Origin of the sequence: Mycobacterium asiaticum, assembly GCF_001673315.1 — a bacterium.
GTDB lineage: Bacteria > Actinomycetota > Actinomycetes > Mycobacteriales > Mycobacteriaceae > Mycobacterium > Mycobacterium asiaticum_B.
The window spans coordinates 25,581-44,068 of record NZ_LZLQ01000137.1 but is presented as its reverse complement, the minus strand read 5'-3'; the positions used below and the strand labels follow the sequence as shown (position 1 = coordinate 44,068).

General features: G+C 64.9%; 22 protein-coding genes and 1 pseudogene. 9 read left to right on the top strand and 14 right to left on the bottom strand.

Features of this window, described 5'->3' with window-relative positions; translation table 11 throughout:
- On the bottom strand, nucleotides 1-362 hold a 362-nt coding region (locus tag A5636_RS22235; RefSeq protein ID WP_065160794.1), incomplete at its 3' end, for a DoxX family protein.
- 114 nt (nucleotides 363-476) lie between these two features.
- On the opposite strand from A5636_RS22235, the gene A5636_RS22230 reads away from it, so the two are divergent.
- A complete protein-coding gene (locus A5636_RS22230) occupies nucleotides 477-2,105 on the top strand; it encodes a pyruvate, phosphate dikinase (protein ID WP_081287934.1) in 1,629 nt (542 codons plus the stop codon).
- Nucleotides 2,102-2,698 (top strand): hypothetical protein, encoded by a 597-nt coding sequence (locus tag A5636_RS22225; protein WP_065160793.1) that lies wholly within the window; start codon nucleotides 2,102-2,104, stop codon nucleotides 2,696-2,698. Before A5636_RS22230 ends, A5636_RS22225 begins: the two co-directional genes overlap by 4 nt.
- A 15-nt stretch (nucleotides 2,699-2,713) precedes the next feature.
- Here the strand turns inward: A5636_RS22225 and A5636_RS22220 are convergent, their stop codons facing one another.
- From A5636_RS22220 to A5636_RS22210, 3 genes are all read right to left on the bottom strand, one after another.
- Complete coding sequence (locus tag A5636_RS22220; RefSeq protein ID WP_081287936.1) at nucleotides 2,714-3,955, bottom strand: WS/DGAT domain-containing protein; 1,242 nt, start codon at nucleotides 3,953-3,955, stop codon at nucleotides 2,714-2,716.
- A gap of 4 nt (nucleotides 3,956-3,959) precedes the next feature.
- Complete coding sequence (locus tag A5636_RS22215; protein ID WP_065160801.1) at nucleotides 3,960-4,865, bottom strand: alpha/beta fold hydrolase; 906 nt, start codon at nucleotides 4,863-4,865, stop codon at nucleotides 3,960-3,962.
- 104 nt (nucleotides 4,866-4,969) lie between these two features.
- Nucleotides 4,970-5,443: a VOC family protein gene (locus A5636_RS22210; protein WP_065160792.1), complete on the bottom strand. Its 474-nt coding sequence runs from the start codon at nucleotides 5,441-5,443 to the stop codon at nucleotides 4,970-4,972.
- 132 nt (nucleotides 5,444-5,575) lie between these two features.
- On the opposite strand from A5636_RS22210, the gene A5636_RS22205 reads away from it, so the two are divergent.
- The 4 genes from A5636_RS22205 to A5636_RS22190 all read left to right on the top strand — a co-directional run bounded on the left by A5636_RS22205 (nucleotide 5,576) and on the right by A5636_RS22190 (nucleotide 9,029).
- Nucleotides 5,576-6,439, top strand: a complete 864-nt coding sequence (locus A5636_RS22205) for an SDR family NAD(P)-dependent oxidoreductase (protein WP_065160791.1) — start codon at nucleotides 5,576-5,578, stop codon at nucleotides 6,437-6,439.
- Between the two features lie 79 nt (nucleotides 6,440-6,518).
- Nucleotides 6,519-7,532, top strand: a complete 1,014-nt coding sequence (locus tag A5636_RS22200) for an NAD(P)H-dependent amine dehydrogenase family protein (RefSeq protein WP_065160800.1) — start codon at nucleotides 6,519-6,521, stop codon at nucleotides 7,530-7,532.
- 4 nt (nucleotides 7,533-7,536) lie between these two features.
- A complete protein-coding gene (locus tag A5636_RS22195; RefSeq protein ID WP_065160790.1) occupies nucleotides 7,537-8,175 on the top strand; it encodes a TetR/AcrR family transcriptional regulator in 639 nt (212 codons plus the stop codon).
- A complete protein-coding gene (locus A5636_RS22190; RefSeq protein WP_065160789.1) occupies nucleotides 8,172-9,029 on the top strand; it encodes an alpha/beta fold hydrolase in 858 nt (285 codons plus the stop codon). Before A5636_RS22195 ends, A5636_RS22190 begins: the two co-directional genes overlap by 4 nt.
- A gap of 118 nt (nucleotides 9,030-9,147) precedes the next feature.
- On the opposite strand, the gene gnd is transcribed toward A5636_RS22190, so the two are convergent.
- Both gnd and A5636_RS22180 read right to left on the bottom strand, forming a co-directional pair.
- Nucleotides 9,148-10,170, bottom strand: a complete 1,023-nt coding sequence (gnd, locus tag A5636_RS22185; RefSeq protein ID WP_065160788.1) for a phosphogluconate dehydrogenase (NAD(+)-dependent, decarboxylating) — start codon at nucleotides 10,168-10,170, stop codon at nucleotides 9,148-9,150.
- 13 nt (nucleotides 10,171-10,183) lie between these two features.
- Nucleotides 10,184-11,584 carry a glucose-6-phosphate dehydrogenase gene (locus A5636_RS22180; protein WP_065160787.1) on the bottom strand — a complete coding sequence of 467 codons (1,401 nt, stop codon included), beginning with the start codon at nucleotides 11,582-11,584 and terminating at the stop codon, nucleotides 10,184-10,186.
- Nucleotides 11,585-11,728: 144 nt separating this feature from the next.
- Between A5636_RS22180 and A5636_RS22175 the strand changes: the two genes are divergently transcribed.
- Nucleotides 11,729-12,556 carry an adenylate/guanylate cyclase domain-containing protein gene (locus A5636_RS22175; protein WP_065160786.1) on the top strand — a complete coding sequence of 276 codons (828 nt, stop codon included), beginning with the start codon at nucleotides 11,729-11,731 and terminating at the stop codon, nucleotides 12,554-12,556.
- Here the strand turns inward: A5636_RS22175 and A5636_RS26905 are convergent.
- On the bottom strand, nucleotides 12,514-12,717 hold the full coding sequence (locus tag A5636_RS26905) for a hypothetical protein (RefSeq protein WP_065160785.1): 204 nt from the start codon (nucleotides 12,715-12,717) through the stop codon (nucleotides 12,514-12,516). The genes A5636_RS22175 and A5636_RS26905 overlap by 43 nt on opposite strands.
- A gap of 42 nt (nucleotides 12,718-12,759) precedes the next feature.
- Between A5636_RS26905 and A5636_RS22165 the strand changes: the two genes are divergently transcribed.
- On the top strand, nucleotides 12,760-13,452 hold the full coding sequence (locus tag A5636_RS22165) for a guanylate cyclase (protein ID WP_065160799.1): 693 nt from the start codon (nucleotides 12,760-12,762) through the stop codon (nucleotides 13,450-13,452).
- A gap of 4 nt (nucleotides 13,453-13,456) precedes the next feature.
- Here the strand turns inward: A5636_RS22165 and A5636_RS22160 are convergent, their stop codons facing one another.
- From A5636_RS22160 to A5636_RS25795, 4 genes and pseudogenes are all read right to left on the bottom strand, one after another.
- Nucleotides 13,457-13,969, bottom strand: a complete 513-nt coding sequence (locus tag A5636_RS22160; RefSeq protein ID WP_065160784.1) for an OsmC family protein — start codon at nucleotides 13,967-13,969, stop codon at nucleotides 13,457-13,459.
- A gap of 311 nt (nucleotides 13,970-14,280) precedes the next feature.
- A pseudogene (locus A5636_RS22155) lies at nucleotides 14,281-14,819 on the bottom strand (hypothetical protein); the annotation flags it as partial.
- A gap of 334 nt (nucleotides 14,820-15,153) precedes the next feature.
- Nucleotides 15,154-15,705 (bottom strand): VOC family protein, encoded by a 552-nt coding sequence (locus A5636_RS22150; protein ID WP_065160783.1) that lies wholly within the window; start codon nucleotides 15,703-15,705, stop codon nucleotides 15,154-15,156.
- A gap of 73 nt (nucleotides 15,706-15,778) precedes the next feature.
- Nucleotides 15,779-16,168 (bottom strand): hypothetical protein, encoded by a 390-nt coding sequence (locus A5636_RS25795; protein ID WP_172827295.1) that lies wholly within the window; start codon nucleotides 16,166-16,168, stop codon nucleotides 15,779-15,781.
- A 104-nt stretch (nucleotides 16,169-16,272) separates the two neighbouring features.
- Here A5636_RS25795 and A5636_RS22145 point away from each other — a divergent pair, with 104 nt between their 5' ends.
- Nucleotides 16,273-16,668, top strand: coding sequence for a DUF732 domain-containing protein (locus tag A5636_RS22145; RefSeq protein ID WP_065160782.1), 396 nt, complete (start codon nucleotides 16,273-16,275; stop codon nucleotides 16,666-16,668).
- A 73-nt stretch (nucleotides 16,669-16,741) separates the two neighbouring features.
- Here the strand turns inward: A5636_RS22145 and A5636_RS22140 are convergent, their stop codons facing one another.
- The 3 genes from A5636_RS22140 to ychF are packed head-to-tail and all read right to left on the bottom strand — an operon-like array spanning nucleotide 16,742 to nucleotide 18,417.
- Nucleotides 16,742-17,005, bottom strand: coding sequence for a type II toxin-antitoxin system RelE family toxin (locus tag A5636_RS22140; protein WP_065160781.1), 264 nt, complete (start codon nucleotides 17,003-17,005; stop codon nucleotides 16,742-16,744).
- Entirely contained in the window at nucleotides 17,002-17,286 is a 285-nt protein-coding gene (locus tag A5636_RS22135) for a type II toxin-antitoxin system Phd/YefM family antitoxin (RefSeq protein ID WP_065160797.1), read from the bottom strand. Before A5636_RS22135 ends, A5636_RS22140 begins: the two co-directional genes overlap by 4 nt.
- A gap of 57 nt (nucleotides 17,287-17,343) precedes the next feature.
- The gene (gene ychF / locus A5636_RS22130) at nucleotides 17,344-18,417 is read right to left on the bottom strand and encodes a redox-regulated ATPase YchF (RefSeq protein ID WP_065160780.1); all 1,074 of its coding nucleotides are present in this window, start codon (nucleotides 18,415-18,417) and stop codon (nucleotides 17,344-17,346) included.
- Between the last annotated feature and the right edge of the window lie 71 nt (nucleotides 18,418-18,488).

Genomic DNA, 18,488 nt, shown 5'->3' with positions numbered 1-18,488 from the left:
GCACCCAGCGTGGCGACCACCACCGCGCTCAGGGCCAGGACCAGGTTGTACTCCCAGCCCTCCTTGACGATGAAAAAACCGTTGGCCCGATGCACGGTCCAGGCCGCGACGATCATCAACGACACGAATCCCGCCGCGGGGATCGGGGTCAGCAACCCGGCGGCCAGGCCCAGCCCGGCAGCTGTCTCGGTGGTCGCCGCGATGGTCGCGTGGTACTTGCCGGGCTTCATCCCGATGCTGTCAAACCACCGCGCGGTGCCAGGTATCCGGCCACCGCCGAAGAATTTGTTCAAGCCATGCGCGGCAAGCGTCAGACCCAACACCAGCCGCAGGATCAGTAACCCGAGATCGTAGGGAGTCATAGCGTCAAAACTAAAGCATCGGGCATAGCTGTAACAGCAGCGGCGGAGCAGCCGAGGGCGGGTGCCAGGTGTGGGACCATTGCTGGCGTTCCGGCAACGACGAGGGGGTGCGGTATGGCAGGAGTCGCGCGACGCCACGCCTGCCCATCAGGCACCCTGCGCGACGCGGTGGTATTGCTCGACGGCCGGACGCAGCATCCGCGAGAGATCCTGGGGAACAAAGGCCACGGCATCGACACGATGCGTCGCCACGCTTTGCCGGTGCCGCCCGCGTTCTGCATCACCACCGAGGTGGGGCTGCGTTATCTCGCAGAGCCGGGGCTCACGATCGATGCAATCTGGGAAGACGTTCTGGACCGGATGGGGTGGCTGGAGGAACAGACCTCGCGCACGTTCGGTCGAGGTCCGCGCCCGTTGTTGGTCAGTGTGCGCTCCGGAGCCACCCAGTCGATGCCGGGCATGATGGACACGATTCTGGACCTGGGCATCAACGACGTCGTCGAGCAGGCTTTGGCCGCGGAGACCACGGCCGAGTTCGCCCGCGATACCCGTCGACGGTTCAGCAGCATGTATCGGCGCATCGTCTCGGGCGGCGACGCCGGTCCCGAGCCCGACCAAGATCCCTACGCCCAGTTGCGCGCCGGCATCGAAGCCGTCTTCGCCTCGTGGCACTCCCCCCGCGCCGTCGCCTACCGCAACCATCACGGGCTCGACGAACAAAGCGGCACAGCGGTAGTGGTGCAGGCGATGGTGTTCGGCAATCAGCCGGTGAAGTCCGGCGCCGGCGTGCTTTCGTCACGCAATCCGATCACCGGAGTCAACGAGCCGTTCGGTGAGTGGCTGTCCGGCGGCCAGGGTGACGATGTGGTGTCCGGGCTCGTCGACGTCGAGCCGATCACTGCGCTGCGCGCCGAGATACCGGGCGTCTACGAGGAATTGATGGCCGCGGCCCGGCGGCTCGAACAGCTCCACGCCGACGTCCAGGAAATCGAATTCACCGTCGAAGACGGGAAGTTGTGGCTGCTGCAAACCCGCAGCGCCGAACGATCGGCACCCGCCACCGTGCGGCTGGCGCTGCAGCTGCATCGCGAAGGCCTGATCGACGACGCCGAGACGTTGCGCCGAGTGGCTCCGGCAGACGTCGAAGCGGTACTGCAGCCGGCATTGCAGCCGGAAAGCCGTCTGAGGGCCGAACTGCTGGCCAAGGGGTTGCCTGCCTGCCCGGGCATCGCGACCGGCACGGCCTACACCGACGTTGGCGAGGCATTGGACGCCGCCGAGCGGGGCGAGCCCGTCATCCTGGTGCGCGACCACACCAGGCCCGAGGATGTGCTGGGCATGCTGGCAGCCCAAGGCATCGTCACCGAGGTCGGTGGTGCGGCGAGTCACGCAGCGGTGGTCAGCCGCGAACTCGGCACGGTCGCCGTAGTGGGCTGCGGCGTCGGCGTCGCCGCAGCGCTGGCCGGCAAGGAGATAACTGTGGATGGCTACGAGGGCGAAGTGCGACAAGGGATTTTGGCGTTGACGGCATGGTCGGAAGGCGACACACCGGAGTTACGTGAGCTGGCCGAGATCGCGTTGCGGGTCAGTCCGCTGCGTGCGCATTCCAGCGGCGACTACCCCAGGATCGACCCGTCCGAGCCGGCTGCGCGTGCGGCCCTGGCAGCGGGACACACCGACGTCGTCTCCCCGACGCCACTGATCAGCATGCTGCACGCGATCCGCGCACGGACCAACCGATGAGCGAGCTAGCGGTGCTGCAGACCGTCCGGTTGAAGGGCCGGGTGAGTCCGTCCGACCTGGCCATGACCCTGGGCGCGGAGGTGACCGAGACGGTCCGCCGACTCGCCGCCGACGGGCTGCTCGTCGAGGGGCCCACCGTGCGGATAACCCCGGAAGGGCGCGCCCGGTTGTCCGAGTTGCTCGCCGCCGAGCGCCAAGGCATCGATGCAGCCGTGCTGACGGCGGCCTACGACGAATTCCGTTCGGTGAACACCGAATTCAAGGCTCTGGTCACCGACTGGCAGCTCAAGGACGGCCAGCCGAACAATCACGACGATGCAGACTACGACGCCGCGGTGCTGGCTCGTCTCGACGGCGTGCACCGACGGGTGCTGCCGATCATCGCCACGGTCACCGAGCAGCTGCCGCGGCTCGCCGGCTACCCAGTGAAATTGACTGCGGCACTAAAGAAAGTGAAGGCGGGCGAGAACGCTTGGCTGACAAGGCCGTTGATCGACTCCTATCACACGGTGTGGTTCGAGCTGCACGAGGAATTGATCCTGGCGGTCGGCCTCACCCGTGAGGAAGCCGCCAGATCCGGTGACGCGCAGTGACTTACGCGCAATGATCTACAAGGCCGCGTCCAGCAGCCGGAGATAGCTGTCGATGTCTGGTACCGCCGACTTTGCCGCGTGCACGCTGATCGCCACGGTGTCGCCAATACCGTGCACGCCGTGCGTCAAACCCATCGCCGTCGAGAGGGCGGGATAACCGGCCGTGAGCACCACCGGGGCTGCACCGAAAGTCAGGTCTGCCGCACCGCGGTAAACGCTGGACAACACGGTGTTACCCGCCACCTGGCCCGGCCGGACGTTCGGATCGAAACGCGATACCCCCCAACGCAACAACGACGCAGGGACTGCCGCGAAGGCTCGGTCGCCGGCGCGGGCCGCGGGGTGTCCGAACCGGCGGCGGGCGTCGGCGAGGTCGTTCGCGATGCGCTGCATCCGGTCGCCGCGGCCGAGGTTCGGGTACATGCCGACCACGGCGTTGCCGAAATGGTTATAGGCGAGCGGCGTACCAGGTTTGGCCATCGGCACCTCCGCGCCCAACGAATCAGTTTGCCCGCCAATCAATCCCGCCATCGCCTCAGCTACCGCGGCCAGCACCCCGACGGTGACCGTCGGCCCGGCTACTTGGCTCCGCCGTCGCACCAGCGTCCGTACTGAGCGGGCCGCGCCCGGACGCGTGTTCGTGGTTACCAACGGACGCAACCCCACCCCCGGCCGCACCAGACCGGCCTCGGTGTCCCGCACGAGTTGGCGGTGAGCGCGGGCGGCTGCAACGGCCAGCCGCGGTGGGAACCCGCCCCGCGGCACGGCCACCTGGTGCACCGGCTCGGGCCGGCCGAACAGCCAGGCTGCCATGGCCGAAGCCCGGGCGCCGTCACCCAATGCGTGCGCAACCTGCAGCACGGCCACGGCTCCGGGTCCGGCGACTCCCGGAATAGCGTGCACCGGCGTGAACACGTGTAGGCGCCACGGCATGTGCCGGACGTCGAGCTGGTCATCAGCCAGCCCGACCACCGCGGCCAGACAACCGTCCCAGTTGTCGTCGGCCAGTTCGTGGCGGACCACCTGATCGGTCCCGACCGGCGTGGGCACCCACCGCGGATAGCGCACGAGGCATTCGTCGGCCACCCGCATGGTCAGGTCCGGGCAGCGGCGGGCGCGCTCGCGGACACGCTCGATGGCCGCGCCCAGATCATCGGGTTCACCGCCGAAGGCATACAGCAGGAACTGATCGCTGGGGATCTTGGCCGACATCCAGTAGAACTGCGCGTCGACGGCGGCCATCCGGTGCCCGCTCACCACCTCAGCCGGATGAACCGATGAAAGTCAGGATCAGATTGGCGACCTTGTCCGGCTGCTCGAGCTGCAGGAAGTGCCCGGCCTGCGAGACGACGGATACCCCGCTGTCCTTGGGCAGTATCGGTTCCACCCAGCGCGTGAAAGCCGCTGTCATACAACCGTCGTCCTGGCCGTGCAGGTACAGCGTCGGCAGCCGCGGGGCTTCGGTCCAGTGCCGGTGCAATTCCGCATACTGCGCGGGAGGTCTGGTGTTGCGGATCGTGGCGCGGTACGGGCCCAACGCCGCGCGCCAACTTTGCGGCGTTCCGATCGCGGCGTCGACGTGGCGCAGATCGTCCTCGGCGCGGTAGCCGGGCGACCAACGCCGCCACAACAGCGGAACCACCCAGGATGCGGATCGCTCCGGCAACATGGGCAACTGGAAATAGCTGATGTACCAGCTGCGCACCAGCTGGCGGGACAGCTCGCGAAGTAGGCGGCCGCGGTCCGGTACCCCGTCTAGGGTCCGGAAGGCGCCCGACGGCGGCACGGACATGATGACCGCCTTGGCGAACGGGCTTTCGGGCATGGCCGCCAGGCCCGTCGCCGCGATCGCACCCCAGTCATGGCCGATTACCACGTCGCGCTCGGTGCCACCCGCAGCCGTCCGGACCCGCAGGGCGTCGTCCATCAACGCGCCGATGTGATAGCTGCCGTCGGCCGGGATCGCCGAGGGCGCGTAGCCGCGCATGAACGGCGCGACAACCCGCCAGCCGGATTCGGCCAGTCGCGGTGCGAGTTTGCGCCATCCGTATGCGGTGTCCGGAAATCCGTGTAGACACAACGCAATCGGGGCGTCGTCGGGTCCCCAGGTGAGCGCCTTCAGGTCACCGTTAGGACCTTTCACGTCGATCCAGCGTGGTTCAGACAACTCGACTCCTGTTCGCCGTTTGCTCGACCAGTCCAACGTAACCGGCCGTCAACGGGACAAGAACGGCGACCTCGGCCGCACCACGCCGACCAGGGCAGTACGGCTCAGGCGGTGGTGACGGCCTGCTCGAGATCGGCAATCACGATCTTGCGCATCCCGTGCATCGCCTTGGTAGCCGCGGCCGCCCGGGCCGGGTCCGGATCGTTGATCAACTCCAACAACCGATCCGGCACAATCTGCCAGCTCAGACCGAAACGATCCTTCAGCCAGCCACACTCGGACTCCGCGCCGCCATCGACCAGGCGGTCCCAGTAGTAGTCCACTTCGTCCTGGTCCTTGCAGCTGACCATGAACGAAACCGCCTCGTCGAAGGAGAACGCGGGGCCACCGTTGATCGCGAAGAACCGCGCACCGTCCAGGACGAACGTTCCGCACGCCACCGAACCCGGCTCCCCTGGGCCCACCTCGGTATACCGGGTGAATCCCTCGATGTGCGAGTTCGGAAATACCGAGGTATAGAACTCCGCCGCCTCCTCCAGGTTGTCGTCGAACCACAGTGAGGGCGTGATCGTTGGCATTGGTCGCCTCCTTCTTGTTTGGTCATCTGCAGGGATAGACCGCGGCGGCGACGAGAACTCATCGGCTCTGCGGTGACGAGGCCCCACGTTCTCCCGCTTGCCGAAAAAGATTACAAGTGTAATCATCCATCGGTGGGCTCGCTGGACGGCAAAGTCGCCGTCGTCACCGGAACCAGCCGCGGCGTCGGCGTCGGCATCGCGCACGAATTGCTGCGAGCGGGAGCCACGGTCGTGGGCTGTTCGCGCACGCACCTGGATGCCCTGCCGGGTGTCGAATCGGAACCGCAGTGGGCGCAACGCAGCGCCCAACTAGTCTGCGACCAAGGCGATTACCACGCGATCGATGCCTTCGTACAACACGTCGTAGACCGCTACGGCCGCATTGACATCCTGGTGAACAATGCCGGCGGCACCGTGCCTGCACCCCACGTCGATGACATTCCGGAGCTGGTGCAACGACTGCAGGGCACCCCGCGCAGCGCCGACGACTTCGAACGCACCGCACTGTTCCACGCGTTCGCGGTGCAGATGAACCTGATCAGCCCGATGTGGTTCGCGATCCGCGCCTACCGGCAGATGAAGACGCAGGACGGCACCGGTTGCATCGTCAACATCTCCAGCGGGGCCGGCCACCCCGCGGGGGCACCGACGCTGGTGTCCTACGGCGCCGCCAAAGCCGGGCTCAACCATCTGACTCGTTCGCTGGCGCAGGAGTGGGGGCCGAAGGTTCGTGTCAACTGCGTGGCGCTGGGCCCGACAATCACCGACAACTTCCGCGCGTTCGTGCTCGACAAGGACGACCCGACCGGCGCCGAATATTTCGCGAAGGTACCGATGAAGCGCGGTGGTGAACCCGCCGAGGTGGGCCGCACCGTCGTCTTCTTAGCCTCGGGCACAACCGATTTCATCAACGGGACCACCATCGAAATGGACGGCGGCATGCTGCCGGGCGTGCTCTACGAGGCCGGCCTGAAGACCATCACCGACTTGATGTGAGGAGATCGCGGTGGGCAACCATCTGAGGCGCAGGGTCATTCAGTATTCGACGGGCAATGTCGGCCGGCACGCCCTGCGGATGCTGATCGAGCGACCCGACCTCGAACTGGTCGGGGTGCACGCAGCCAGCCCGGACAAGGTGGGGCGCGATGCGGCTGAGCTGTGCGGGCTGCCCGCGCCCACCGGTGTGCTGGCCACCGACGACGCCGAGGCGCTGCGGGCCCTGGCAGCCGACTGCGTCGTCTACACCTCGCAAGCGGAGACCCGGCCCAAGGATGCGGTCAAAGAGATCGCCGGGTTCCTGCGGGCCGGGACGAATGTCGTCGGATCCTCCTTCGTCTGGCTGGTGGCCCCCGATCAGGCGGGTGACTGGCTGCGCGAGCCACTGCAGCGGGCGTGCGCCGAGGGTGATTCGACGCTGTACATAAACGGTGTCGACCCGGGTTTCTCCGGGGACACTCTGGCCTACACCGCGCTGAGCCTTACCGAACGCGCGACCAGCATCACGGTGCAGGAGATCTGTGACTACGCCAGTTATGACGACGCCGAATTCACCGGTGTCAGTTTCGGTTTCGGCGCGCCACCGGATCACACACCGGTGATGTTCTTGCCCGGTGTGCTCACTTCGATGTGGGGAGTCCAGGTGCGCAGCCTGGCCAAGGACCTGGGCGTGGAACTCGACGAGGTGCGGGAACGCTGCGAGAAGTGGGTCACGCCCGAGCCGATCGACTGCGTGATGATGCATGTGGACCCGGGACAGGTCGCGGCCGTCCGGTTCGGTGTCGACGGCATCCGCGACGGCCAGACGGTCATCACGATGGAGCACGTCAACCGGCTCGGAGCGGCCGCCGCGCCGGACTGGGCCTATCCGCCGGACGGCCGGCCCGGCGTGCACCGCGTCGTCGTAGCGGGAAGTCCGGGTGTCGAAATCAACACGCACCTGGGTGGGCACATCGATCACAACGAGGGCGGAGTGATCGCCACCGCGGCGCGCGTGGTCAACCTGATCGATGCGGTGTGCCGCGCCCCCAGCGGAATACTGGCCGCTCACGACCTCCGACCGCTCGACCACCTGCACGGCGTAATGCGGTGAGGTTATGACCAGGCCGCGCAGGCCACCCGGCGGGGCGCAGGCGCGCGCCGAACGCAGCCGTCAAACAGTCATCGACGAGACGGTGCGTTACGTGCTGCAGGAGGGGTTCGCCCCGCCCAGCATCAGGCAGATCACCGAACGCGCCGGAATGACTTGGGGCGCAGTTCAATACCACTTCGGTGATCTGCACGGCATCCTGATGGCGGTGGTGGACAGAGGATTTCGTGAGCTGCTCGACACGCTCGACACGCTGCCGGCCCGTGCGGCGCTGATCGCGACCGAACACCGGCCGGCATTCGTCGTCGAGGCAGTCTGGGAGGCATTCTCCAGCCCCACTTCGATGGCGGCTCTGGAAATCCTGATCGCCACCCGCGGCGCCCGTACCGCCTCCGCCAACGCGCACTTAGCGGCTATGTCGGCGCGGATGGCCGAGATCGGCGAGCACCTCGGCTCCGGTTTGGCACCGGCGCAGGCGACACGACTGGGCAACCTGATCTGGAGCACCATCCGCGGTCTGGTGGCGGTTCAGCTGACCTGGCCGAAGCCGTTGGACAGCAGCCGCGACCGCGAGATGCTGATCGAAGTCATCACCGCATACCTGGCTGAACAGCAACCCGAACCCAAGGAGAGACTGACCACATGAGCACCTCACAGACGGTCGAGTTCTCGGGAGTGGACGGGCTTGCGCTGATTGCCGACGAATGGAACCGCGGCGCCGACTCAGCCGCCAACCGACCGACGATTCTGATGTTGCACGGCGGCGGCCAGAATCGGTTCTCCTGGAAGAACACCGGCCAGATCCTGGCCGACGACGGATTCCACGTGGTCGCCCTGGACACCCGCGGACACGGTGACAGCGACCGCGCACCGAACGCCGACTACGACGTCGAGACGCTGACCGCCGACGTCATGCGTGTGCTGGACACGCTCGCCCGGCCGGTGGTCATCATCGGGGCCAGCATGGGTGGGTTGACGGGCATCCTGGTCGCAGACCGGGCCGGTCCCGAGAAGGTCACCAAGCTGGTGCTCGTCGACGTGGTACCGCGATTCGAGAAGAACGGCAGCGCCCGAATCCGCGATTTCATGCTCACCAACATCGACGGTTTCGAATCGTTGGAAGAGGCCGCCGACGCCGTCGCCGCCTATCTGCCGCACCGGACCAAGCCGCGCAGCCCGGAGGGCCTGAAAAAGAATTTGCGCCTGCGCGACGGACGCTGGTATTGGCATTGGGATCCGGCATTCATGACCAAGCCGGGAGACGACCCCGAACTGCGCACCGAGGGTTTCGAGGAGGCCGCCGCCAATCTCGCGATTCCGGTCCTGTTGATCCGCGGCAAGCTGTCCGATGTCGTCAGCCCCGAGGGCGTCGAGCATTTCCTGAATCAGGTGCCCCGCGCGGAGTTTGTCGAGCTGTCCAATGCTGGGCACACCGCGGCGGGCGATGACAATGATGCCTTCAGCGAAGTAGTGGTGGCTTTCGTGGAGCGCTCGAGCTAGCCAGGACGTGTAAGGCGCCGAGCTAGCCACCACCCCGAACGGCGCCGAGTGTGCAATTCCCGACGCGACACGCCGCTAAGCCGTCGCGTATTGCACTCTCGGCGGCAGGGGCGCGCCCTTAGTTGGCCGGTTTCTCGGCGTGCCCGCCGAACTGCTTGCGCATCGCCGACAGCGCCTTGTTGGCGAAGTCGTCGAGGTCGCGAGAGGCGAACCGGGACTGCAGGGCGGTCGTCAGCACCGGCGCGGGAACGCCCTCGTCGATGGCGGCAATCGACGTCCACCGTCCTTCTCCGGAATCGGAGACCCGGCCCGAGAATTCCTTCAAATCGGGCGATTCACGCAGCGCACTGGCGGTGAGGTCGAGCAGCCAGGAGCCGATAACACTGCCCCGCCGCCATACCTCGGCAACGTCAGGAATGTCGAAGTCGTATTGGTAGTACTCGGGATTGGACAACGGGGCAGTTTCGGCGTCGCCCTGTTCGATGCGGGTGCCGATGTCGGCGTTGCGCAGGATGTTCAGGCCTTCGGCGAGCGAGGCCATCATCCCGTACTCAATTCCGTTGTGCACCATCTTCACAAAGTGCCCCGCCCCGGCCGGCCCGCAGTACAGGTAGCCCCGCTCCGGTTGCGCGACTTCGCCGTCGCGGCCCGGGGTGCGCGGTGCGGCGTCGACACCCGGTGCGACGGTGGCGAGGATCGGCTCGGCGTGGTCGAAGGCATCCGAATCACCGCCGACCATCAGGCAGTAACCACGCTCCCGGCCCCACACCCCGCCGCTGGTGCCACAGTCCAGCAGCCGAATCCCGTTCTTGGCCAACGTCTCCGCGTGCCGGATGTCGTCACGGTAGTACGAGTTGCCGCCGTCGATGACGATGTCGCCCGACTCGAGGGTGTCGGCCAATTCGTCGATCACGCCGGTGGTGATGGTGCCCGCGGGTACCATCACCCAGACGACCCGGGGCGCTTCGAGCTTGTCCCGCAGCTCGGCCAGCGACGATACGCCGGTGACGTTGTCCTCGCAGGCCATCGCCTCCACCGCCTCAGAGCTGTGGTCGTACACCACACATTCGTGTCCGCCTTTCGCCACCCGGCGAACAATGTTGGAACCCATCCGACCAAGCCCAATCATGCCTAGCTGCATTGTTTTTCGCTCCTCACTTTTTGTTCTTGGGCATCCACGGCTCTTGCCAGGGGTGGTGACCTTCCAGTAGTGCATTCGCCGCCTCGGGGCCCCAGGTACCGCAGTCGTACGGGTGGATTTCGCCGGGCTTGTCCAGCAGCGGCTGCACGATTCGCCAGGTGTGTTCGATGCTGTCGATCCGGGCGAAGTGCTGGTGGTCTCCGGTCAGCGCGGCGTGAAACAGGTGTTCGTACGGGCGTTGCGGTTCGCCGAGATCCTCGGCGAACGAGGAGTCCAGGTGCACGTCCTGCCAATCGTCGCCCACCTTGCCCGAAAGCTGCAGGCGCATGCCCGATTCAGGGTCGATGCGTAACACAATCTGATTGGGCTCGGCCGGCTTGGCCACGGGCAGAAAGCAGAGACCGGGCGTGCGCCGGAGCAACAGCCTGACTTCGGTTACCTTCTCCGGCAGCCCTTTCCCGGCCCGCAGGAACACCGGCACCCCCGCCCACCGCCAGTTGTCGATCTCGGTGCGCAGTGCGACGAAGGTTTCGGTCTGCGAGTCCTTCGCCACTTCGGGGACATCGGTGTAGCCACGGTACTGACCGCGGACGCACTGTTCTGGCTGCAAAGCCGGTATGGCTCGCAACACCTCGGCCTTCTTGTCGTTGAGGTCGTCGGCGCTGGGGCCGACCGGAGGTTCCATCGCGACCAGCGCGAGCACCTGCAGCAGATGATTCTGCACCACGTCGCGCAGCGCGCCAACGGCGTCGTAGAACTTGCCGCGAGTCTCCACACCGAAGTTCTCACCCATGGTGATCTGGATTGCGGCAACGCTGTCGCGGTCCCACAGCTTTGCCAGCGCCCGATTGGCGAAGCGCAGAAACTCCAGCTCCACGACGGGTTGCTTGCCCAAGAAGTGGTCCACCCGCATGATCTGCTTTTCATCCAGCACCGCGCGTAACCGGGTGTTGAGTTCGCACGCGGATTCGTAGTCGTGGCCGAACGGCTTCTCCACCGCTACCCGCGCGTGCTCCAGCAGGCCCGCTTCACCGAGGTTCTCCACGATCGGAGCGAACAAGGACGGCGGCATCTCCAGGTAGAACAACGGCCGCTCTCTGGATTCGAGGCGCTCGGCCAGCTCCTGGTAGAGCTGGCTGTCGGTGACATCTCCATGCAGGTAGGACAGCCGGTCCGCTAGTCGCTCGAACGTGGCGTCGTCGAGGTCCTCACCGGAGTCTTCGATGGCTTCGCGAGCCAGTGCAACCACCTGCTCCACCGACATCTCGTCACTGGCCACCCCCAGGATGGGGCAGTCCAGCATCTCGCGGTATTCCAACCGGTAGAGCGCTCGGAAGGTCATTTTTCGCGCTAAATCGCCGGTGAGACCGAAAATTACGAACACATCTGATGCGCCTTCTTCGCCGTCGGCCAATTCCCCACCTCCAGGACGTTCAATTGGCTCTGCAGATTGGCTCTGCAGATTGGCTATGCAGAATTGCTTCCCCGCGGCGACCAAACTCAACCCTAGACACCGCGAATTCGCCCGACAAGGAGGACGCCCGGGCGCCCTGAGAAGATGACCGACATGAGCGATCCGCTTCATCTCGCCCTCTACGCGGTGGCCGGTCTCGCGGCGATCGAGGCCGCCGGACTGGTCACGCTAGGGGTACTGCTGCAGCGCAGCCGCGCGGAATTGGACGAGTTGCGGCAACGGACCGACGTCGGCCAGCGGCTCTGGTCCGGCGGACGCGAAACCGTCAAGACGCTGTGGAACACCGCCAACCTGATGCGCAAGGAAGGCTTCGGCGCCGTGGTGCGCAGTTCGATCGAAGACCTCGCCGATTGGGCGGAGGTGGAACGACCCGACCTGGCCAGGGTGACCCGGGACGGCCGGGTGGTGATCTTGTTCTCCGATATCGAGGAGTCCACGGCCCTCAACGAGCGGATCGGCGACCGCGCCTGGGTGAAACTGATTGCGGCGCACGACAAATTGGTTCAAGAGCGGGTGCGCAAACGCGAGGGACACGTTGTGAAGAGCCAGGGCGACGGATACATGGTCGCGTTTTCCCGTGCCGACCAGGCGGTGCGGTGCGGCGTCGACATCCAGCAGGCACTGGTCAGGGACGCAAAACGCAAGCGGCACCACGAGATTCGGGTACGAATCGGCGTGCACATGGGACGCTCGGTGCGCCGCGGCGATGATCTGTTCGGTCGCAACGTCGCGATGGCCGCCCGAGTAGCCGCACAGGCTGAGGGCGGTCAGATTCTGGTGAGTGAGCCCGTGCGCGACGCCGTCCACGAGTGCGACGACATCAGCTTCGACGACGGCCGCGAAGTCGAATTGAAAGGGTTCTCGGGTAGTTACCGGTTGTTCGCGGTCGAGGCCGAATCCGCGGGGGACTGAGGGTCCCCGCCGTCGGATTCGGCCAGCCGCTGGTGCAGCCGTGCCCGGATCTCGTCGGGTGTGTAAGCCCGCCGCTTGCGTTGATCGCGCACCACCAGGGCGCCGCCGGCCACCACGCCCGCGACACTCGCCAGCCCGACCCACTTCCAGATGTTGCGCATCAGAACAGGCTAACGCCGCCGCTCTCCCCTTACAGTGCTGTGGTGAACTCGAGCACTCTGAGCTTGGACCAAGTATTGGCGGAAACACGCACCGGTGACCTGTGGTTGTTCCGCGGGGTGTCCGGCCCCGACCGCGCCATTCAGACGTTGACGAACGCCCCGGTGAACCACGTCGGGATGACGGTGGCCATCGACGACCTACCACCGCTCATCTGGCACGCCGAACTGGGCGAGAAGCTCGTGGACATGTGGACCGGAACCAACCAGCGGGGCGTTCAGCTCAACGACGCCCGTCAGGTCTTTCAGCGGTGGACCGAGCGCTACCACCAGCGGTGCTGGTTCCGCGAACTGACGCCATATGCCAACCGTGAGCAGGAGAACGAACTGCTGCGCGTCATCGCCCGGATGAGCGGCACCGCATTTCCGACCACGGCGCGCCTGACGGGGCGTTGGCTGCGCGGACGCCTCCCCACCGTCAATGACTGGTTCCGGGGAATTCCGTTGGTGGACAAGAAGGTTCGGGAGAGAACCGAGCGCCGGAAAACGGCCCAGCGCAAGATGGGCCTGGAGACAGCGTATTGCGCCGAGACGGTGGCGATCACCTATGAGGCAATGGGACTGCTCGTCACCGACAAGGACACGAATTGGTTTGACCCCGGCAAGTTCTGGAGCGGCGACACACTGCCGTTGGCGCCGGGATATGAGCTGGGTAAGGAGATTGCGGTTATCGCCTGATCGGTCAGCCGATTTCCACGCGGGTGATCACCGGCGTGGGGTTTCGGGTCAGGTCCAGTACCGGGCAGTGCGCGTCGACGGCTTCCTGCAGTTCGCGGTAACGCTCGAGCGGTTCTGGCCCTTTGACGTTGACCACCACGCGGACTTCACCGAACCCGGCGCGCACGCCGTCGTCCAAGCCGAAGAAGCCGCGAACATCGAGGTCACCTTCAGCATGCGCGGTGATCTCGTCGACCGCGACGCCCAGCTTTTCGGCATAGAAGCGCCAAGTCACGATCTGGCAGGACAGTAGCGAGGCCAGGTAGTACTCCACCGGATTGGGAGCCTTGCCTTCGCCACCCAACTGAGGCGGCTCGTCGACCTCGACTCGGTATTGCCCGAGACTGACCGTGCTGGCGACCGCATCGTGGGCGCCGGCCGAGGCCCGGAAGACGACCTGCGCATTGGCCTTGTCCGCGGCTACCGCATCCTGGGTAGCGGCGATCACGCCCCCTAGGTGGGTCGTCGAGGCGGTCATATGGCTCCTTCCGGCAGGGTCTCGGTCATCCTAATGGCTTCGGACCGGCCGAATCGAGCCTACGGCTCAGCGTGAATTGAACTGCGCCACGATAAGCCCTATTGGTGCGTAATCAAATGCGGATTTGATATGAATCACGCCCGGCGGCGCTTTGTGAGGCAGCCCACAATAGCGCCGACGGGCGTAATCAAATAGTTAGCTGACGTATGGATTCGCGGTTATGATTCCGCCAACTCAGGTTCGCCGACCGGACCTGGTTCGGGTGCCGGTTCCGGCGCCGGCGGGGCGAGTTCGGGGGCCGGTTCCGGTGCCGGCGGGGCGAATTCGGGGGCCGGTGGCACCGGCTCAGGCGCGACGGCGTCGACGAGTTCGACAGGCCCCGCGGGTTCGCCTGGCAGGGGCGGCTCGCCTTCCAGCATCTCGAGATCCATCGGTAGGAACATGTGGTGAGTGAATCCTGACTGGTAGGCGCCCGCGCCGCCGATACGGACGCCACCGCCCTCACCGCTGGACACGGGGGTGCCGTCCGGCAGGGTGACCGCCGTGTGACCACCGTTCCAACCGATCACCAGGGCATTGGGGGCGGTTCCGTGCTGGAAGCCGCGAGCCGCCAATGCAGCCTCTTCGTTCCCGGTATTGAACCGGCTGCCGAACACGGGCCGCTCGACTGCAGCATTTGCTACCCACGAAGCCAACCCTGAACAGTCGGTTCCGGCGGGAGAATCGCCACCCGGGATATACGGTGTCCCGGATACCTGATTAACGAGCGCCAATAGCGTTGCTAGAGCAATCATGCGGCGGACGCTACCGAAATTATGAATAGGAAATCAAAATTTGTGGCGCTAATCACGGATTACGATAAATGTGGCGTTGACCTGCATATACATCTCAAAGATCACACTTAAATCAATAAGCGGGCACAAAAGTGATCTTTGTGACACAAGCTAATGCGTAGCAAATTAGCTTACATGTGGGGCATACCTACTGATGTGCTTTGTTGCAACTTGGACGAATGGCACAGCAATTGTGTTGATTGCGGCACAGCGCTTGCCGGCGCGCCCTTTCGGGCGCCGGTCGACGCCGGCCAGTGGACCACGCGTGCTTTGCCCGACCGCCGATACCCATCCCTGCGGCCCGGCCCGGGCTGACCTGGGCAAGACCGTTGTTGGTTTTCCCGGCAACGCTTACCGGCGCGGCAGGCTCCGCCTGGCCTGCCAGGTAACTCCGGGCACCGTGTTCGCCAAGTCCGCCCGACTCTTGGCGAAAGCCTTGATCGTCCGGTAGAAGGACCAAAGTTGGCGTGGGCTAGGGACTTTCGGTACCCAAGCCAGTTCCCAGTGGATTCCATTGATCGGGTCATCGAAGAACACCGCGTAATAGCCGGGCCAGTACTGCGGGTACTCCTTGGGTTCGTCGGTGACGAGAATGCCTCGCTCGAGCAGAAATTCGCGGTGAAAGCGGTCGACTTCCTTCCGCCCGCGAGCCCACAACGCGATGTGGTTGACGCCGACCGCCTGGTCGCTGTGCGCCAACTTCTCGCCGGTACGGGCCGGTTGGATGCCGATGTAGCTGTGCGGGTTGAGATATCGCGTCATGTAGTAAACGGACTGGTACTCCATGTTCAGGGACGAGAAGCTGTCGTAGCCGAGCCAACCGAACAGCGCATCGTAGAACTCAAGCGATCCGTCGTAGTCCAGCACCGCGAACTCGACGTGGCTGACACCCCGCCACCTCATGGGAACCTCCCCAGCGAATACTACACAGCGTAGTACATGGATGGGAACAATGTTCGTCGGCGCAAACCGAGAGTCAGACCGGCGTCCATATCCCGTTGTTCCAGAAGCCCCAGCTATTCACCGTCGGGTTGTACATCAGCTTCGCCCCCGGCGCCCACGACGGTGGCGGCGGCTTCGGCGGTGCCCAGCCAGGCGGGGGACCCCACGGTCCCCACCCGGCCATCGCACCTTGACCGGCCGGGCCTTGCCAGTCGTGGCATTGATTCCAGTCCCAGTTGTAGATGTCGTCCCAACCTGGATCCCAGAAATCACCCGGGCACCAGTGACTGCTGGGCGGTTGCGGTGCCGGGGCGGCTTGCGCCCAAGGGCTGCCTGCTATGCCGAAAGCCGACAGCGCCAACCCACCAGTCACCAGCACGAGCCACCGTCTTGTCCGCTCTTTGGTCGTCTCCAGCTTGGTCATCTACCAAGAATTTCCCTCAACCGAAAGCCAAGCAAGGCCTATTCCGGTCTGCGGCTAAAATTCCAGCTACCGGGCACAGCGCGGCTTGCACCAGAGGGGGACCCATGATCGGCAGAGCTATCGCGGCGTTGGCCCTTACCGTCGTACTCGCCGCACCCGCCCACGCGGACGCTTCCGACGACGCGTTCATCGCCAACCTCAGCACCTCCGGCATGAACTTCGGCGCACCGGACAAGGCCATTCAAGTGGCCAAGACTGTGGTTTGCGGTTCGCTGAAGGAGAATCCCAACGCCAGCAATGCGGACCTGATCGCCAAGGTCACCAACGCCACGAACTGGCCGGCACTCAACGCCGCCTACTTCACCGGCGCCGCCATCCAGGCCTACTGCCCGCAGTATGGCTCCCTCACTCCCCCAAGCGTTCCGAGCAAAGTACCCACCGCGCCCAGTACGACACCCTCGTCTCCGTCCACGCCGTCAGTTCAGCCGGCGTCCAGTTAAGACAGCACACTCTCCTCGGCTGACTAGACGATCAACCGGAACTCCACCGCATCACGTCGCCGACCATCATCTCCTAGCGGTACACGTCCCTGCGGTGACGAATTGCGATGACCTCGACACGAATTCGGTTCTCATCGATGTCGTAGATGACCCGAAACTCGCCCCTTCTGGCCGAATAGGTGCCAGCCAGTTCATTGCGGAGTGCCTTGCCGACACGGCGGGGATTCTCCGCCAGCGGTCCGTAGATGAACTGGAAGCAGGCCGCAGCGACCGCCTGAGGAAGTTCTGCTGTCAGTGCCCTACGCGCCCCCGGAGACAAGACCACTTCATAGGTCACTGAGGCAGTCGCCCGTTGGCTCGCATCTCCTTCGCCACGTCATCGGCAGTGTGGAAGTTCCCTCGCGCGACGTCTTGCTGCCCTTGCCGAAGCTCCTTCATAAGTTCTGAGTCGCTCAAAATATCGAGCGTCTCCATGATCGAGTCGTAGTCGTCGGCACTCATGATCACTGCGGCACGACGACCCTGTCGAGTCACCTCGATACGTTGATGTGTTCGCACTGCCTCATCAACGAGTCGTGACAAGTTCGCCCGGACCTCGGCAAGCGGCAATGTTGTCATGTACAGAATTCTAGCGTGACGCTGACATGCGGCTACAGCCTTGAACCGAGCCCGCACCTAGACGTTGAACCGGAACTCCACCACGTCGCCGTCGGCCATCACGTAATCCTTGCCCTCAATCCGCACCTTGCCGGCCGCCTTGGCCGCCGCCATCGACCCGGCGGTGATCAAGTCGTCGTAGGACACGATTTCGGCTTTGATGAAGCCCTTCTCGAAATCGGTGTGGATCACCCCGGCCGCTTTAGGCGCGGTGTCACCCTGATGAATGACCCACGCGCGGGCTTCTTTGGGCCCCGCGGTCAGGTATGTCTGCAACTTGAGGGTGTGAAAACCGGCGCGTGCCAATGCATCCAGGCCGCGTTCGGTCTGCCCGATCGACTCCAACAGCTCCGCGGCCGACTCGTCATCGAGTTCGACGAGCTCGGATTCGATTGCCGCATCGAGGAATACCGCGTCGGCGGGCGCGACGAGTTCGCGCAGTTCGGCAACCCGGGCGGGGTCGGTCAGCACCGACTCGTCGGCGTTGAAGACATAGAGGAACGGTTTGGTGGTCAGCAGATTCAGCTCACGCAGCAAAGACGTGTCCGTGCCCGCGGCAAACAGCGTCTTGCCGCCGTCGAGGATCTGCTGCGCTGCCACGGCCGCCTCGTGCACGGGTTTACGGTCCTTGTGGGTGCGGGCCTCTTTCTCCAGCCTGGGCAGTGCGCGCTCAAGGGTCTGCAGGTCAGCCAGGATCAGCTCGGTCTCTACGACCTCGATATCGGACCTGGGATCGACCTGTCCGGCGACGTGCGTCACATCGTCGTCGGCGAACACCCGCACCACCTGACAGATGGCATCGCACTCCCGGATATGGGCGAGGAACTTGTTGCCCAGCCCGGCCCCCTCAGACGCCCCCTTGACCAGTCCGGCGATATCGGTGAATGTCACCGGCGCCGGCACCACGCGTGCCGACCCGAACAACTCCGCGAGCTTGTCCAGCCGCGGGTCAGGCAACGAGACCACGCCTTCGTTCGGCTCGATCGTTGCGAACGGATAGTTCGCCGCCAACACGTTATTCCGCGTCAGCGCGTTGAACAGGGTCGACTTGCCGACGTTGGGCAGACCCACAATTCCCAGGCTTAGGCTCACGGAAAATCAAGTCTAGGGGCACCACGATGGCGACTGTCCCAGCCATATACGGGGCTTTCGCCGTATTGCCG